The sequence below is a fragment of the Adhaeribacter arboris genome (genome assembly GCF_003023845.1).
GTDB classification, from domain to species: Bacteria; Bacteroidota; Bacteroidia; order Cytophagales; family Hymenobacteraceae; genus Adhaeribacter; species Adhaeribacter arboris.
The window spans coordinates 4,420,129-4,436,516 of the sequence record NZ_PYFT01000001.1; the positions used below are offsets into that span (position 1 = coordinate 4,420,129).

A 16,388-nucleotide genomic window follows, 5' to 3' on the forward strand; every position below is an offset into this window, starting at 1 on the left:
AGTAAGTTATTAATATTTAATGCTAAGTTGTCGCTGTAAAAATCTTAGGAATAGCCACCAATTCAACAACTCTAATCTAAACCACCTTTACGGGTAGGCTGCCGTGGCTCCGGCCAGGTACCCGGTTGCCCGGTTTGCGGATTTATAGGTAAAACACTTTTATCCCGTGGTGTTTTATTCGGGTCTTCGCTCGCCATATACGCCAGAATAGCCGTTAAAATGGCGTTGCTGCGCACATCGTCAAAAACAATTTTATCGTAAGTGTCGCGGTTGGTGTGCCAGGTGTAGGTGCCGTACGACCAGTTTAAAGAACTCAAAGAAAACGCGGGTACTCCCGCCGCCACAAACGAAGCAAAATCCGAACCGCCGGTGCCCGGCGCACCCGGAAAACTGGTTTGAATGGGCGAGCGGATTTCTTCGGGCACTTGGGTTAACCAACGACCCAAATATTCATACGAATGTAGAAATCCTTGTCCCGCTAAGTTTACCACGCGGCCGGTGCCATTGTCCTGGTTAAACACCGCTTGCACGTTCGGCACAATTTCCGGGTGATCGGCCACGAAAGCGCGCGAACCGTTTAAGCCTTGTTCTTCGCTGCCCCAGTGTCCTACCAGAATGGTGCGTTTCGGGCTCGGGTACACTTTCTTTAAAATGCGCATGGCTTCCATCATGGTTAAGGTGCCGGTGCCATTATCGGTGGCGCCGGTGCCGCCGTCCCAGGAATCAAAATGCGCCGACAGAATAACGTATTCGTTGGGTTTTTCGGAGCCTTTTATTTCGGCAATGGTGTTAAAAGTGGGTACTATGCCCTTTTCTTTCGCCTCGGTTTGTACCCGGATTTTTGGTTTGTGGCCGGATTCGGTGAGGCGGTAAAGCAAGCCGTAATCTTCCAGCGAAATATCGATGGTGGGTATTTTTTTGGTGTAAGCCGAAAATATTTTATTCACGCCAAAGCCATTCGACCAGTTACAGGTAACTACGCCGGCTGCCCCGGCTTTTTCCAGAGCTACGGATAAACTACGTGCTGTGCGACCGGTTTTATTAATGCGGTTTCGCCAAGCCTCGGTTTGGGCCGCACGGTCGGCTTTCATTTTCTCGAAAGATTCTTTTCTGGCAAACTCCTGCCAGTTGTAATCCGGCCGGCCCGTGGGTTGGTTCATCGAAATCAATACGAATTTACCTTTTACGGTCGGCAACCATTTTTTAAATTCTACAGAATCGGCGATGTCCGGAATAATAACCAGCTCGGCGGTAACCGCTTTTTTCATGCCGGGGCTCCAGGCTAGTTGCATGCCTTCCAGCGATTCGGTCCGCGGATATACCAAGTCGATGTGCGAAATACCCCGTTGCCAGCCGCGCCATTCGCCCCATTTTTCGTTATGCGCGTTTATGTTCCACTCTTTGTATTTGGCTACTGCCCAATCGTTGGCTTGTTGCATTTGCGGTGTACCCACTAACCTCGGACCAATCACATCTACTAATTCGTGCGCCAGCTTTTCTAATTGTGAATTTTCGTTTGCTTCTTTCACGATAGCTTCTACTACGGGGTCTTTGGTTTGTGCCACCGCAAAGCTGCCCCAAAAAAGGAAAGGCAGATAAAATAAAATAACTCTTTTTTTCATGTAAATAACCTGAATTATACGCGAACAGATAAAAGCCGAAGGTACAGAATTAATTAAAACCAATTTTCATCTGCCTTTATTCAACTGAGTACAATTATTCTTGCGCAGCGCTTTCGATATGTAACCCCTACCGTAAATTGAGTGCGTTCTAATTAACTCCGGATGCTTCTTAGCAACAGTTTTTCACCACTTCCTTAAATCTAAAAAAGCGCCTATCAAAGAAATATAATGTAGCGCTTAAAGTGTAAAATCCTTATCTTGTTTTTTTAAAAAGAACCCTTTTGTTAAGTTTGCCCAAAGAAACACATGTTTTTTTAAGGCTGCTTTAGGTTAAGGAAGAAAAGTATTCATTTAGGTCATTTGCTACTAGCTACTTAAACTTTTAAAACTATGTCATTAACTTCTCGCCGCGGCGTCCTTAAAATTCTGGCTTTAAGTAGCGCCACCGCCTTGTTTTCACCAAATACTTTGCTGGCCGCTACCTATCCGCAGAAAACCCGTTTGGGAGTAGCCTTGGTTGGTTTGGGTTATTACAGCACCGATTTGTTGGCTCCGGCTTTGCAGCAAACGAAACATTGTTACCTGGCGGGTATTGTAACCGGCTCGCCGGATAAAGCCGAAACCTGGAAGAAAAAGTATAATATTCCGGATAAGAATATCTATAATTATCAAAATTTCGACACTATTGCCAATAATCCGGCTATTGACGTGGTGTACGTAGTATTGCCCCCTTCTATGCACCGGGAGTACGTGGTTCGGGCGGCCAATGCGGGTAAAGCGGTGTGGTGCGAAAAACCCATGGCTGTCACCTCCGAAGAATGCCAGGCCATGATTGATGCTTGCCGGAAAAATAAGCAGCCATTGGCTATTGGGTACCGTTTGCAGCACGAACCCAACACGCAAGAATACCGCCGCATCGTAAAGCAGCAATTATTAGGCAAAGTGCAGTCGTTAAAATGCGCGGCCGGTTATCGCGATGACCGAACCACTCACTGGAAACAGCAAAAAGAAATGGGCGGCGGGGTAATGCACGATATGGGGGTATATGCTATTCAAGGAGCCCGACTGGGTACGGGTATGGAGCCTACGGCGGTAGTAATGGCAAAAACCTCTACCACTCGCCCCGAAATCTATAAAAATGGTTTGGCCGAAACCGCAGTAGCTACTTTAGAATTTCCGGGTGGTGTATTAGCCGACATAAAAAGCAGCTTTGGAGAGAACGTAAACTTTATGAACATTAACTGCGAAAAAGGAGAAATCAGAATGGCGCCTTACTCGGCCTACGATGGGGTAAAGGGCAGCAGCCCGCTCGGAGAGATTAATCATCCTTATAAGAATCCTTGGCAGCAGGCCAAACAAATGGACGACGATGCGCAATCTATTATGCAACGCAAGCCCCTCCTGGTGCCTGGGGAAGAAGGTTTACGCGATGTAAGAATTGTGGAAGCTATTTATAAGTCGGCAGCTACTGGTAAGCAGGTAAATTTAACCGCTTAATTTGTGGTTACAGGCGGAAAGGTTGAAAAGTTGCTACAAATAAAAAAAGATACTGGCGCGAGCGTCTTCGCTCGTGGCTACTATCCGGGAGGCCTCCGGCCGGGCGAAACGGAAAGCTCTCTCCACTTATCAATTTCCAATTACCATTTTAAAGTCAGCTCTGCAACAAACAGCCTTAGCCCAATGCAAGTTATAACTCTAGCCTGTTCGAGCGTTCAGCGAGTTGAAAATCGTCTTGTTTTTAAGTATGAGAGCAGGAGTCCTATTACTTTGTATTCAGATAAAAAGAATAGAACCTGAGCGATGAAACAACTTTATTAGAAAACACGGCAATAGCCGTAGCTATGGGAACAAGTAAACTCTTATGCTGAATTACTCTAATTTCAGCTAGCAATTAAAACAGTTTTGTCTATTTAATTTTAAAATTTAACCTAATTTCTGCTTCTATGAAACGCATGTATGCATTGCTTTTAGTATCTGTTTTTGCGGGATTTTTATCGCACGTTTATGGTCAAACCCAGCCAAAAGGAGGCTCCGTTGCGGATGTTAGCTTTATTCAGGGCAACTGGAAAGCTACTACTGCCGACGGCAGAACAATTGATGGCGTGTGGCTGGCTCCGGAAAACGGTAACATTCTAGGTTTTATGCGCATGATGAAAGGCGGCAAAGCAGATTTGTACGAAATCCTCGCTTACGAACAATCACCGCAGGGCCTGGTTTCGTTGGTGAAACACTTTCAACCGGGCTTAGTTGGGACCGAAGAAAAAGATAAACAAGACCGGTACAATTTTGTGGAAGCGAGTAAAGACAAAGCTATTTTTCAGAAAGAAGGGGAAGATCTGCGAATTTTGTACGAAAAGCGCTCACCTAACCAGTTTGTAATTGCTCGCGGCAACCAACAAGATGGTAAGTGGGTATTTAAGGACTTGTTTGTGTTTAATCGCGCTAAATAATTTTTTAATACTATATTTTCTTCTTTCAGACTCAAACGCCTAATCACCTTAAAAAGTGGTTAGGCGTATTTTTTTATTATTACAGTAGAGAAGAGTTTGTCTTTGGAGACTTTCCAAGTCTCCAGACAGCGGTGCTAATGCGGTTTGAACAGCCTAAGTCTGCCTCATAGCCGGCGGGCCTCGCTTGGCTCTCTCAGACGGTTTAGCGAACCTTGGCTCACTTCGTTGCGCCATGCCTCGTTCCTCGGCACCGGAACGCTAAAAGGTCCTCGACAGCCAAACTGGTGTCAGTTTTTCTTAGCTGCTTTTTTTACCATATAGAAGGAATGAAAATAGAATTCAATATTATCTCTCCTTTTATTTTCCTTTAGTATAGATGTACCAGTTGAACATATTTCAAATATTCTTTCTGATTTAAAAACACACTGCCATAGGGTTGTCAGTGGGGGTTATTTACTTTGTAGCATACCACTAAAACTTAAAAGCTATGCCTGAAATTCAAACTTTGTCTGTCCTCGATTTGCTGCCGAAAGAATTGGCCCAGGAAGCGGAAACTACCCGCAAAATGTTATCCCGTATTCCGGATGATAAATACGACTGGCAACCGCACCCCAAAAGCATGACCATAAAGCAGTTGGCTACGCATATCGCCGATTTACCGTCGTGGATAACTATGGCCCTGAACACCGACGAACTGGATTTCAGCGCGCAGCCTTATACGCCTACGGAGGTAAAAAATACGGCTGAATTGCTGCAAATTTTAGAAAAGTCTATTGCCTCCGGCACCGAATCTCTCAGCAAAGCTACCGAAGAAGATTTATTACCTACCTGGACTTTACGCGACGGGGAGCAGGTTTACGCGGTTTATACCAAATACGAAGTTATCCGCCATGCCCTAAGCCAGCTTATTCATCACCGGGCGCAATTAGGCGTTTACCTACGATTATTAAATATTCCTATTCCGGGCAGCTACGGACCTAGCGCCGACGAAATGAATTTCTAGCCGAATATTAATATCAAGTAAAAGCAAAGGGCTGTTTCTTACTACGAAACAGCCCTTTGCTTTGCCAAAATTTAAAAACTCACCCTTTTAAAAGGTTAACTTATTTCCTCTATTACCAAATGAAATAAGGATACGTATTTACGGCTTCCATTTTCGTTATGTGCCATAACCAGGTAGCTAAAAAGAAATGACACCAGTTTGGCTGTGGAGGGCCTTCTAAGGTTCTGGTTCTGCGTAGCAGAATTCCGAGGCACGAGGAAAGGAAGCTTAGACCAGCCCGGAAGAGCCAAACGAGGCCCGCCGGCCACGAGGCAAACACGGACTTACAAAACCGCATCAGCACCGCTAAATGGAGACTTGAAAAGGCTCCACAGAAAAACTTTTATTAACCTGTTGATTTATATTCTTAACGTTATAAGCTATTATATCAGGCTACATTGCTATCTGTAGCTTTATCCTTCTTCTATCTAAAACCTTATGCAAACCTATATTACTTTACTGGCGGCAGCAATAGTTGTTCTATAAACCGGTTTATAATGGCACTAATGGAAGTTGCGCTTAATCAAATCCCTTCCATCCAGACAAAAAATTACTTTACTATTCTCTTTATAAGTAACTCCTGGCAGCGCTCCCGAACACCACACGGATAATTGCGTTACTTAGAGCAAACGTACGGTAAAGCATGAGTTATCAACCAATAGAAAACTACGGGATTATAGGAGATTTAAATACGGTTGCCCTGGTGGGCTTAAATGGCTCCATCGATTTTATGTGTTTTCCTGATTTTGATTCGCCTAGCATCTTTGCCGCTTTGTTGGATGAAGGAAAAGGGGGAAGCTTTTGGATAAAACCGGAGTTTGCCCAAATGAAAACGAAACAGATTTACTTACCCGATACCAACGTATTGCTTACCCGTTTTTTATCGCCGGATGGAGTAGGAGAAGTAACCGACTTTATGCCAGTCGAAGAACTCTACAACGGAAAAGAATTAATCAGACGAGTAACTACCGTGCGCGGAGAAGTAAGGTACACCATGCGCTGCCAGCCCCGATTTAATTATGCTCGCAGCAGCCATACGGTAGAAGCTACATCCGAAACGGAAGTAATATTTACCAGCAATGGTCCCGATAAAACCATTCTAAAATTAATGAGTTCGGTGCCGCTCAGAATTGAAAAAGGCGATGTAGTAGCCGAATTTACTTTATCGCCCAGCCAAACCGCCGATTTTCTTTTAGAGCATATCGATAAAATCAGGTTCAGGAAAAGAATTTTGAAGATTTTATTACGGAAAGCCTTTTCAGAACGGTTAATTACTGGAAAGATTGGATTGCCCAATCTAATTATAAAGGCAGATGGCTGGATACCGTGAATCGCTCGGCCTTAGTTTTAAAACTGCTTACGTCTTATAAGTACGGTTCCATCATTGCCGCTCCCACTTTTAGTTTACCCGAAAGTATTAGAGGTAAAAGAAACTGGGATTACCGCTACACCTGGATTCGTGATGCCTCTTTTACGGTATATGCTTTTATCCGGCTGGGTTATACGAAAGAAGCTGGGGCGTTTATGAACTGGATAGAAAAGCTCTGCCAGAATGTGAAAGGTAAAAACCGGCTGGGCATTATGTACTCCATCGACGGCAAGCGACAGCTAAAAGAAACCATCCTGGAAAATCTGGAAGGATATCAGCAATCGGCACCGATCCGGATTGGCAATAATGCTTACAGCCAACTGCAACTGGATATCTACGGCGAGCTCATGGACTCCGTTTACCTGTATAATAAATACGGTGACCCCATCTCGTACGATTTCTGGAGAAATCTGGAAGAACATATTAACTGGCTCAGCCAAAACTGGAACCAACCCGACGAAGGTATTTGGGAAGTAAGAGGTGGGCAGAAAAGTTTTCTTTACTCCCGTTTATTGTGCTGGGTAGCGCTGGACCGCGCCATTAAAATTGCTGAAACCCGCTCTTTCCCTTTAAACGAAAACTGGCGCAAAGAAAGAGATACTATTTTCAACAGCATTTTCACTGATTTTTGGAACCCGGAAAAAGCAGCATTTATGCAGTATCCCGGCTCGGCTACCGTAGATGCCTCTTCGCTGTTAATGCCTCTTATCCGGTTTATCAGCCCCAAAGACCCTAAATGGTTATCCACGTTAAAAAGAATTGAACAGGAACTCGTTTCGGATTCGCTGGTTTACCGGTATAATCCGGAATCGGCCGCTCCCGATGGATTAATCAGCAGAGAGGGAACATTTTCGATGTGTACTTTTTGGTACGTAGAGTGCTTATCCCGGGCCGGTGAACTAGAAAAAGCCCGGTTTTACTTTGAAAAAATGCTGGGCTATGCCAATCACCTGGGGCTATATTCTGAGCAATTAGGCTTTCAGGGCGAACATTTGGGCAACTTTCCGCAAGCTTTTACCCACATGGGCTTAATCAGTGCCGCCTATAATCTGGACCGGCAATTAAACAACAGTAGAAACAAAGATAACCGTCGTTACTCAGGCTAGGCGTTAAAGCTGAATTTTTAATGATAAGCTTTATTAAAGCTACTAACGAAGCTTATCAAAAATCCTTAAATTTATTTGTACCGCCTATCTTCTCTCTATAATTCATCTTATCTTTCAGATTAAATAATTAACCGGTTTAAATTTAATGATGAGAATAAGAACTACTCTACAGATTACTCTGCTTTGTCTACTGTTTTTAACCGCTAGAATTTCTTTTGCTCAAACACCCTCTTCTTTACCGTTGATAAGCGTGCAGGGAAATAAGTTTGTAACTACCGGAGGTAAAACTATTGTTTTTAGAGGCTTGGATACCAGCGACCCGGATAAACTGCAGCGCGATGGTCACTGGAACAAAGAATATTTTGAAGTGATGAAAAGCTGGGGTGCTAACGTTGTGCGGTTCCCGGTTCACCCGAATGCCTGGCGCAAGCAAGGTCCGGAGAATTATATTAAACTACTCGACCAAGGCGTACAATGGGCCACCGAATTAGGTTTGTACGTGATTATTGACTGGCACAGCATCGGCAATCTGCGCTCCGAGTTGTACCAGAACCAGATGTACGAAACTACCAAAAAAGAAACTTTAGAATTCTGGCGCATCCTAGCCAAGCATTATAAAGGAAATACCACTGTAGCTATGTTTGAGTTGTTTAACGAACCTACCGTTATGGGCGGACAAGCCGGTACCTGCACCTGGCCGCAATGGAAAGAACTCGTAGAAGAAATGATTGTGGTAATAAGAGCGAACGGTTCGCAGGCCGTACCGCTGGTAGCTGGTTTTAACTGGGCTTACGACCTTACGCCGGTAAACCAAGACCCCATTAATGCTCCAGGAATTGCCTACGTTAGCCATCCGTATCCTATGAAGCGTGAAAAGCCATGGGAACCACAATGGGCCTTGGATTGGGGCAACGTAGCTAAAAAATACCCGGTAATTTTAACCGAAATTGGCTTCTGCGGTCCCGATGACAAAGGCGCCCACGTGCCCGTTATTAGCGATGAATCGTACGGCGATGCCATAACCAAATACGCCGATGCCAATGGTATTTCCTACACTGTCTGGGTGTTCGATCCACAGTGGGCGCCCATGCTATTCAGCGATTGGAAATTTACTCCTACCCGCCAAGGCCGCTACTTTAAAGCGGCTTTACAGAAATACAGGAAGCAATAGTTTTTCTGGTAAGTGGAAGTGAAGGCAGTAATCTGGTGGAATTAGTAAAAAGCTATCCTGATTAGCGTTTTTTTATCTATTCTGCCTAAATCTAACAATTGGGAAATGTAATGTCCAAAAAAGGGTAGAGTTTGCGTTACCGGACTCTACCCTCAACCAGAAATAAATACTTCTTAATTCTAAATATACTACGCTAAAGCTTTACGGGCTTCGCGGTCCGGGTCGTTTTTAATCACCGGCGTATCGTCCAGGAACATGGTTTCGCCGTTTTCGGGGGTGTATTTAGGCCAGGTGGGCAGACCGCCGCCGTTCGGGTTACCGGTGCGTGCAAATTTTAAGAAAGAATCCGCCATTTTTGCCGATAATTTCCGGGGTCGTGAACCACCACCGGTATGGGTATACATTAAATCGGTATTATAAAACCAGAAACTGATATCGCTGCAATGGAAAGCGCGCATCCGGTTATCGAATAATGGCGGCTGCCAGCCAAACCAGGCCACATACACCGGCGCTTTTTGCTTGGACTTAGCATTGGCCAATGCCACTACATTCTGTCGGTTACTCACGGCCATCGACCAGATTTCAATGGGTTTTCTTTCGGGGAAAGCTTTGGCGTAAGAGTCGATTACTTTGCCAGCATTATCGCCGAAGCGTTCTTTCACTTTTTCTTTTACGGCATCCAGAGTAATATTTTCCAGAGAAGCATCGGAGCGGCTTGGCGAGGACTCATTCAGCGTAGAGCACAAAATTAACGGAACGTCGGCTGACAGGGGAGAGGCTACCGGATCGAAAGGATGCTGTGGTAGAAAATTACCATCGGCCACTGGCGCCCAGTTACCGCCCCGTTTACCAGCAGCTTTCATCTCATCGGCTAACTTTTTACTCGCCCGGGTAGCTATTTCGTAGTATTCTTTCCAGGGTAAAGTTTGCAGTTTATCAACCTGGTCCTTAGTTAAACCGGCTTCCTGCAAAATATAAGAACCTAGCTTTTCGGAAGTTTCTTTTTCCGTAACTTTTAAAGTAGCTCCACTTAATGCTACTCCTTTATGAAATAAGCCTTTTGCCGAAGGCATGGCCATTAAGGTACAAACTTTACCGCCACCTCCGGATTGGCCAATAATAGTTACGCTACCTGGGTCGCCACCGAAGTTGGTGATATTCGCTTTTACCCATTCCAGAGCCGCTACACAATCCAACATACCAACGTTACCCGAAGCCGCGTACTTGGTGGCATTGGCACCGGCAAAATTGGCGAATCCCATGGGTCCTAAACGGTGATTAATCGAAACATACACCACATCGCCGCGCCGGCTGATATTTTCGCCGTGGTAACCGTCCTGCTCAATGGCATTGCCGTTGGTATAACCACCGCCGTGCAACCACACAATTACCGGCCGTTTTTTGCCGTCCGCAATAGCAGGTGTCCACACGTTCAGGCGCAAACAATCTTCGCTCACATCGTCGTAATTCCAGTGGTCGATAAAAGAGCTTATGGGGTCGGCATACCTTTTCTCCATGTTTTGCGGGGCGGTGTTTCCCCACCAGATAGTAGGTTTTACATCGGTCCAGGGAGTTGGTTTTTTCGGCGGCATAAACCGGTTTTCGCCGGAAGTATCCGCGCCGTACGGAATGCCCAGGTACGTATAAATGCCTCTTAACTTAAAACCTCTTACTTTTCCATAAGCGGTATTAGCTATTGCTATTTTCTCGCCAATAAAGAGTATTTGATCCTCTTCTTCCTTTTTTACTTTAGTGGAACCAGCTAGCGAGGGCAACGAAAAAGCAGTGCTCAGACCAAAGGCAGTAGTACCTAAACCAAGCTTTTGCAGAAAACTTCTACGGTTATTTACCATTAAATTTAAAATTAAATGCGTTATAGGGTATACTCAAGATAAAATCAGAAGAATAGAAAGTACTCGCCGCAACAATTCCGTTTTTTATAACCCCCAATTTAAGTAAATTACCGACAGAAAAAATAACTTACCCTTTATTTTAAATCTGATTTTTACCTTTGAAAGCCAATTAATTAACTGTTATTTTTAATTACTCCGCCATTAAGTATTTTTCAGAGGTCGATAACAATTTACAGTTCGTGCTGGTTACTTTTAATCAATGCTTCTTTTGCCTTAATCTTTCCGTATGAAATTGCTCTTTGAATATTTAAAACAATATAAATGGCTGGTTTTCCTGGCCTTGTTACTAGCCGCCATCAACCAAACTTTTTCGCTCTTAGACCCGCTCATTCTCCGGAAAATAATCGACGATTATGCCACCGCGGCGGTTACCAAAAAGTTGCAATTAACTACCGTTGAGTTCTTTAAAGGTGCGGGCACCTTAATTTTACTAGCTATGGGCGTAGCCATGGTGTCGCGTATTGCCAAAGCATTTCAGGATTATTACGTGAACGTCATCACGCAGCGGCTCGGCGCCCAAATTTACTCCGACGGTTTGCGCCATTCCCTGGATTTACCTTATTCGGTGTTCGAAGACCAGCGCAGCGGGGAAACTTTAGGCAAGCTGCAAAAAGTACGGATTGATGTGGAAAAGCTTATTTCCAACTTTATCAACGTCCTTTTTACTTCTTTAATCGGGATTATTTTCGTGGTGGTGTATGCCATTAACGTGTACTGGGTGATTGCACCGGTTTATTTTTCGGCAGTGCCTATCCTGGGGATTTTAAGCTCGGTACTAAGCAAAAAAATTAAAGTAATTCAGAAAACCATTGTGGCCGAAACAACTGCATTGGCTGGGGCTACTACCGAATCATTACGCAATATTGAGCTGGTAAAAAGCTTGGGCTTAGCGCAGCAGGAAACGGTACGGTTAAACAACACTACCGACAAAATTTTAAAATTAGAACTAAAAAAAGTAAAGTACATCCGTAGTTTGAGCTTTGTGCAAGGTACCTGCGTGAACTTACTGCGCAACGTTATTCTGCTGTTGATGCTTTACCTGGTGTTTACCAACCGGATTACCGTAGGCGATTTTATTTCGATGTTTATTTACTCGTTCTTTATATTTGGGCCACTGCAGGAGTTGGGTAACATAATTAATATTTACCGCGAAACAGAAGTCTCGTTAGACAACTTCCAGAAAATATTAAACACTCCCAAAGAAGCTAAGCCTGCGCATCCGGTTCCGCTTGAAACTATTCAAACCCTGGCTTTCGAAAAGGTTAATTTTAAGCACCAAACGGCTACTAACCGGGCTTTAGATGGCATTTCTTTTAAAACCCGGTTAGGCGAAACCATTGCTTTTGTGGGTCCATCGGGTTCGGGTAAAACTACCCTGGTGAAATTGCTGGTGGGCTTGTACAAACCCGAGCAAGGCCGCATTTTGTACAATGGTACTCCGGGCAATGAACTGGATTTAGATAATTTGCGTGAACAGATTGGCTTTGTTACTCAGGATACCCAGTTATTTGCCGGTACTATTCGAGAAAATTTACTATTTGTGGCTCCTCAGGCTACCGACGCCGATTGCCTGGACGCGCTTCGGAAAGCCGCCTGCCATACTTTACTGGCCCGCGCCGATAAAGGCTTAGATACTGTAATCGGCGAAGGCGGAGTAAAAGTTTCGGGCGGGGAAAAGCAACGCCTAAGTATTGCCCGGGCTTTATTGCGGAACCCTACTTTGCTGGTTTTCGACGAAGCTACTTCGTCTCTGGATTCCTTAACCGAAGAAGAAATAAGTAAAACCGTGCGCGATGTTTCTTTAAGTGCCCACCACATGACTATTTTAATTGCGCACCGCCTTTCTACGGTACTGCACGCCGATTGCATTTACGTACTGGAACGTGGTAAAATTGCCGAATCGGGTAAACACCTGGAGTTACTCGAGCAAAAGGGTTTGTATTACGCCATGTGGCGTCAGCAAATTGGCGAACGCCATGTAGAAGAAAAACCTGCTTTAGTGTAGCTGTCGGAGCCTTGATTATGTCTGAATCGCAGATTTCCGCGGATTACACGGATGACGCAGATTATAAATTGTTATAATTCTCAGATAAAGCTTGAAGAGTATTGGTAAAAAACTCTCCTCCTAAGCTTAGGAGGGGCAGGGGTGATTGATTTCTTGGAAGTAGCATTTTATAAAAGCATGATAACTATTTCAAGTTCGTCTTAACACTTCTCAATCCTTTTCTTTATGATTCAAGCCTAATCCAGGTAATCCTTAAATCATGTAAATCGTGGTACAAATATTTTAATTCAGACAAAAAATAAATTCGGATGCCCCTATTTGGCTCAAAAGCAGGGCTATTATTTTGTAGCCTCAGCCTATTGGTGTTACTGATACAACCCAGCATTCTATCCGCGCAACAATCAGAAACCGGTCGCCTGGAAGTACAAGTAACCGATGCTGCTACAAATCAATTAACGCCAGTTCGGGTGCGATTGAGCCGACACGGCTGGGTTATAAAAAAATTACCAAAAGAAGCGGTGCCGGTTATGTATGGCGTATGGGACCATGCCGATGGCTATGAGTATCAACCCGATAGTTCTTTTTATGTAGCCGGTAAATTTAGCCTAAATTTGGCACTAGGCACGTATCACCTTTCGCTGGCTAAAGGGCCGGAATTCTTGGAACAACAATACGACTTACAAATTAAGGCGGGGCAGGTTAACCAGCAGAATTACCAATTAAAGCGCTGGATAAATATGCCTGAGAAAGGCTGGTATTCTGCGGATGACCATATCCATATCCGGCGCTCGCCGCGCGAAGATTCTTTGCTACTCACCTGGACCCAGGCCGAAGATGTGCACGTAGGCGTAATGCTGCGCATGGGCGATTTTTGGGAAACGTATTACCCGCAATATGCCTGGGGCGAAAAAGGAGTTTACCAGAAAAAAGATTATTTACTTACTTCCGGCCAGGAAGACCCGCGCACGCCTGAACTAGGCCATGCTTTAGGAATAGGTGCCTCCGATAAGGTACGGTATTCCAAAGAATATTATTACTACGATAAGGTTTTTGATAAGCTTCATGAATTAGGTGGAGTAAGCGGCTACGCGCACCAAGCTGAAACATTTCACGGGTACCGGGGCCTTACTTTAGATGGTTTACGCGGGAAAATAGACGTATTGGAATTGCTGCAATTCTGCGCCTCGGATAAACCTTTACTTACCGCACATTACTACCACTTGCTCGATTTAGGAATACCTATTACGGCAGTAGCTGGTTCCGATTTTCCGTGGTGCGGCAAAGACCACGACAAAGGACCACCGGAACGTTCGGCTCGCTTGGGTAATGTTCGTTTCTATACCTACGTAGACGAGCCATTTAATTATAATACCTGGAAAGCCAGTTTAGCAGCCGGACATACCTTTGTTTCCAGCGGCCCCATGCTCAATTTTGAAGTAAATGGACAACTACCCGGCAGCAAGCTAGAAGTAAGTAAAGGAACAACTTTGCATATTACAGCGCATGCATACGGCCATTCCAGTCAGGTACCTTTACAAGCCCTAGAGATTGTGGGACATGGCCAGGTTTTAGGCCGAATTACAATTAAAGAATCGGGGCAATCGGCAGAGCATCTTTCTTTAACTTTGGATGTTCCGGCGGAACAAGGTATTTGGTTAGCGGCCCGCGCTTACGGCAATTCCAGCCAAGCGGCTCATACTACGCCGGTATACGTGCAGGTTGACGGAAAAAACTTTTACAATCCTGCCACTGCTCCTCACTATTTAAAATTAAGCGAAAAATACCTGGGGGAACTCCGAAGAGAATTAAAAAAACGACGAGCTGACCCGCAATACCAAGCCTGGCACTACCGCGCGGGTCTGGAAAGGCGCATTGCCGAAACGCGCTCGCTGATAAAAGAGATGAAGAAAACGTTAAAGTAAAAATCCTTTTACCGCCCTACCAATTTTGCTCAAAGTCCACAATAGCAAACTACTCGGATTACAAGTTCTCCCTCTTTTTTGCGTTATCTGAAAAATCAACATTTTGCTAAAGCTTTCCCTGGCTATTTATAACGATATAAGGAAACTAAGCAAATTTTGACCATTTACGAATAATGCTTACATTCAGAAAATCCTGATTTACTTTTGTCATACTTCTTTTTTATGGACCTCACGGAAACCCAAATTGCCGAAGCCCCTCCTGCAACTACCCGTCACCCGAAGCAACTGTATTTATTATTTTTTACTGAAATGTGGGAGCGGTTTTCTTTCTATGGCATGAAAGCTTTGCTGCTGGCGTATATGGTTACCCAACTAAAATTTCCGGAGCCGAAAGGTTACGCCATTCTGGGTTCGTATGCCGCTCTGGTGTATACCATGCCGCTGTTTGGCGGCCTGATGGCCGACCGGTTTTTAGGTTACCGCAAAGCCATCTTGTTCGGAGGAGTTTTAATGTCCATCGGACATTTAGTAATGGCGGTACCGCAGGGTTGGAGTTTCTTTTACGGAATGGCTTTTATTATTTGCGGCAATGGCTTTTTTAAACCAAATATATCCAGCATAGTAGGCACTTTATACGCCGACAACGACCCTCGAAAAGATAGTGCTTTCTCGCTTTTTTACATGGGAATAAATATTGGGGCGGCACTAGGCGGTTTGTTGTGCGGCTACGTAGGGCAACGCATCAACTGGCACTATGGTTTCGGGTTGGCGGGTATCTTCATGATTTTAGGATTAGTCGTGTTTTACTTTGGGCAGAAATCCTTGCAGCACCGGGGTCTACCTCCCGATTCCGCCGAATTAAAAAGACCGGTATTTGCCGGTGTTTCCACCGAATTACTAATTTATATTGCTTCGCTCTTAGTTGTGCCTGCGGTTGTAGCGCTCTTTAATCGGTACGAACTAATGGATTACATTATGTTTGGGTTAGGAATTTTATCGCTGGTTTACATAGTATACACAGCCTTTCAGTTAGATGGAGCCGCCCGAAGTAAATTACTCGCCGCGCTGGTATTAATTGTATTTTCTAGCTTGTTTTGGGCTTTCTACGAGCAAAATTCGGGTTCGCTTAATTTATTTGCCATGCGCAACGTAGATATGCACGTGGCCGGTATAGAGTTACCTGCCTTATCGGTTAATAATTTTTTACCGCCCGCCTGGGTAATTATTCTCAGTTTCTTTTTTGCCTGGCTTTGGCCTGTGCTTAACCGGAAAAAGCTGGAGCCCTCCACGCCGGTAAAATTTGGGCTTTCGTTTATTTTTGTGGGTTCGGGGTTTTACGTATTTTATGTTGCCTGCCAGGTGGGAGCTGCTACGGGGTTAATTTCTTTACCCGCTTTTATTCTCGGATACTGCCTTATTATTTGCGGCGAGTTGTGTCTTTCCCCTATTGGCCTGAGCATGGTTACCAAACTGGCTCCTACGCGCATGGTAGCCTTAATGATGGGTATTTTCTTTTTTGCTTCTGCCATTGGGGAATTCCTGGCGGGTAAAATAGGGGCTTTAATGAGCGTGCCGGTAGATGTAGTGAATAACCCTATATTATCATTGCCCTATTATGCGGTTATTTTAAGTAAAATCGGCATGTGGTCGATTGGTACCGGAATAGTGTTAACCTGCTTAAGTCCCGTTATTCGAAAGTGGATGAAGGATGTACGGTAGTTGGTGGTAAAATGAAAGGGGAAAGCAATTACAATTCAGGTCTTACCAAAAGGATTATCTTGTATTTAG

The 16,388-nt window shown here is 44.6% G+C and carries 11 protein-coding genes; 9 read left to right on the forward strand and 2 right to left on the reverse strand.

Annotation, left to right across the window (positions count from 1 at the left end):
• Positions 1-71: 71 nt before the first annotated feature.
• Positions 72-1,622, reverse strand: coding sequence for a M20/M25/M40 family metallo-hydrolase (locus AHMF7605_RS18025; RefSeq protein WP_106933524.1), 1,551 nt, complete (start codon positions 1,620-1,622; stop codon positions 72-74).
• Positions 1,623-2,012: 390 nt separating this feature from the next.
• On the opposite strand from AHMF7605_RS18025, the gene AHMF7605_RS18030 reads away from it, so the two are divergent.
• The 6 genes from AHMF7605_RS18030 (at position 2,013) to AHMF7605_RS18050 (ending at position 8,760) form a co-directional block, all read left to right on the forward strand.
• Positions 2,013-3,119 (forward strand): Gfo/Idh/MocA family protein, encoded by a 1,107-nt coding sequence (locus AHMF7605_RS18030; RefSeq protein WP_106931443.1) that lies wholly within the window; start codon positions 2,013-2,015, stop codon positions 3,117-3,119.
• 446 nt (positions 3,120-3,565) lie between these two features.
• Positions 3,566-4,072, forward strand: coding sequence for a DUF6265 family protein (locus tag AHMF7605_RS18035; RefSeq protein WP_106931444.1), 507 nt, complete (start codon positions 3,566-3,568; stop codon positions 4,070-4,072).
• 487 nt (positions 4,073-4,559) lie between these two features.
• On the forward strand, positions 4,560-5,075 hold the full coding sequence (locus tag AHMF7605_RS18040) for a DinB family protein (RefSeq protein ID WP_233219177.1): 516 nt from the start codon (positions 4,560-4,562) through the stop codon (positions 5,073-5,075).
• A gap of 682 nt (positions 5,076-5,757) precedes the next feature.
• A complete protein-coding gene (locus AHMF7605_RS30975; protein WP_317046550.1) occupies positions 5,758-6,444 on the forward strand; it encodes a trehalase-like domain-containing protein in 687 nt (228 codons plus the stop codon).
• A complete protein-coding gene (locus AHMF7605_RS30980; RefSeq protein ID WP_317046551.1) occupies positions 6,441-7,589 on the forward strand; it encodes a glycoside hydrolase family 15 protein in 1,149 nt (382 codons plus the stop codon). The genes AHMF7605_RS30975 and AHMF7605_RS30980 overlap by 4 nt, the downstream gene beginning before the upstream one ends.
• 145 nt (positions 7,590-7,734) lie before the next feature.
• A complete protein-coding gene (locus tag AHMF7605_RS18050; protein WP_106931445.1) occupies positions 7,735-8,760 on the forward strand; it encodes a glycoside hydrolase family 5 protein in 1,026 nt (341 codons plus the stop codon).
• A 188-nt stretch (positions 8,761-8,948) separates the two neighbouring features.
• Here AHMF7605_RS18050 and AHMF7605_RS18055 read toward each other — a convergent pair whose 3' ends face one another.
• Complete coding sequence (locus tag AHMF7605_RS18055) at positions 8,949-10,613, reverse strand: carboxylesterase/lipase family protein (protein ID WP_106931446.1); 1,665 nt, start codon at positions 10,611-10,613, stop codon at positions 8,949-8,951.
• A 286-nt stretch (positions 10,614-10,899) separates the two neighbouring features.
• Here AHMF7605_RS18055 and AHMF7605_RS18060 point away from each other — a divergent pair, with 286 nt between their 5' ends.
• The 3 genes from AHMF7605_RS18060 (at position 10,900) to AHMF7605_RS18070 (ending at position 16,319) form a co-directional block, all read left to right on the forward strand.
• Positions 10,900-12,678: an ABC transporter ATP-binding protein gene (locus AHMF7605_RS18060; RefSeq protein ID WP_106931447.1), complete on the forward strand. Its 1,779-nt coding sequence runs from the start codon at positions 10,900-10,902 to the stop codon at positions 12,676-12,678.
• Between the two features lie 362 nt (positions 12,679-13,040).
• Entirely contained in the window at positions 13,041-14,600 is a 1,560-nt protein-coding gene (locus AHMF7605_RS18065; protein ID WP_233219178.1) for a CehA/McbA family metallohydrolase, read from the forward strand.
• A 222-nt stretch (positions 14,601-14,822) separates the two neighbouring features.
• A complete protein-coding gene (locus AHMF7605_RS18070) occupies positions 14,823-16,319 on the forward strand; it encodes a peptide MFS transporter (RefSeq protein ID WP_106931449.1) in 1,497 nt (498 codons plus the stop codon).
• Positions 16,320-16,388: the final 69 nt, after the last annotated feature.

Coding starts and splice junctions, on each gene's coding strand:
- AHMF7605_RS18025 (WP_106933524.1), bottom strand. CDS start 1,622: ATGAAAAAAAGAGTTATTTTATTTTATCTGCCTTTCCTTTTTTGGGGC.
- AHMF7605_RS18030 (WP_106931443.1), top strand. CDS start 2,013: ATGTCATTAACTTCTCGCCGCGGCGTCCTTAAAATTCTGGCTTTAAGT.
- AHMF7605_RS18035 (WP_106931444.1), top strand. CDS start 3,566: ATGAAACGCATGTATGCATTGCTTTTAGTATCTGTTTTTGCGGGATTT.
- AHMF7605_RS18040 (WP_233219177.1), top strand. CDS start 4,560: ATGCCTGAAATTCAAACTTTGTCTGTCCTCGATTTGCTGCCGAAAGAA.
- AHMF7605_RS30975 (WP_317046550.1), top strand. CDS start 5,758: ATGAGTTATCAACCAATAGAAAACTACGGGATTATAGGAGATTTAAAT.
- AHMF7605_RS18050 (WP_106931445.1), top strand. CDS start 7,735: ATGATGAGAATAAGAACTACTCTACAGATTACTCTGCTTTGTCTACTG.
- AHMF7605_RS18055 (WP_106931446.1), bottom strand. CDS start 10,613: ATGGTAAATAACCGTAGAAGTTTTCTGCAAAAGCTTGGTTTAGGTACT.
- AHMF7605_RS18060 (WP_106931447.1), top strand. CDS start 10,900: ATGAAATTGCTCTTTGAATATTTAAAACAATATAAATGGCTGGTTTTC.
- AHMF7605_RS18070 (WP_106931449.1), top strand. CDS start 14,823: ATGGACCTCACGGAAACCCAAATTGCCGAAGCCCCTCCTGCAACTACC.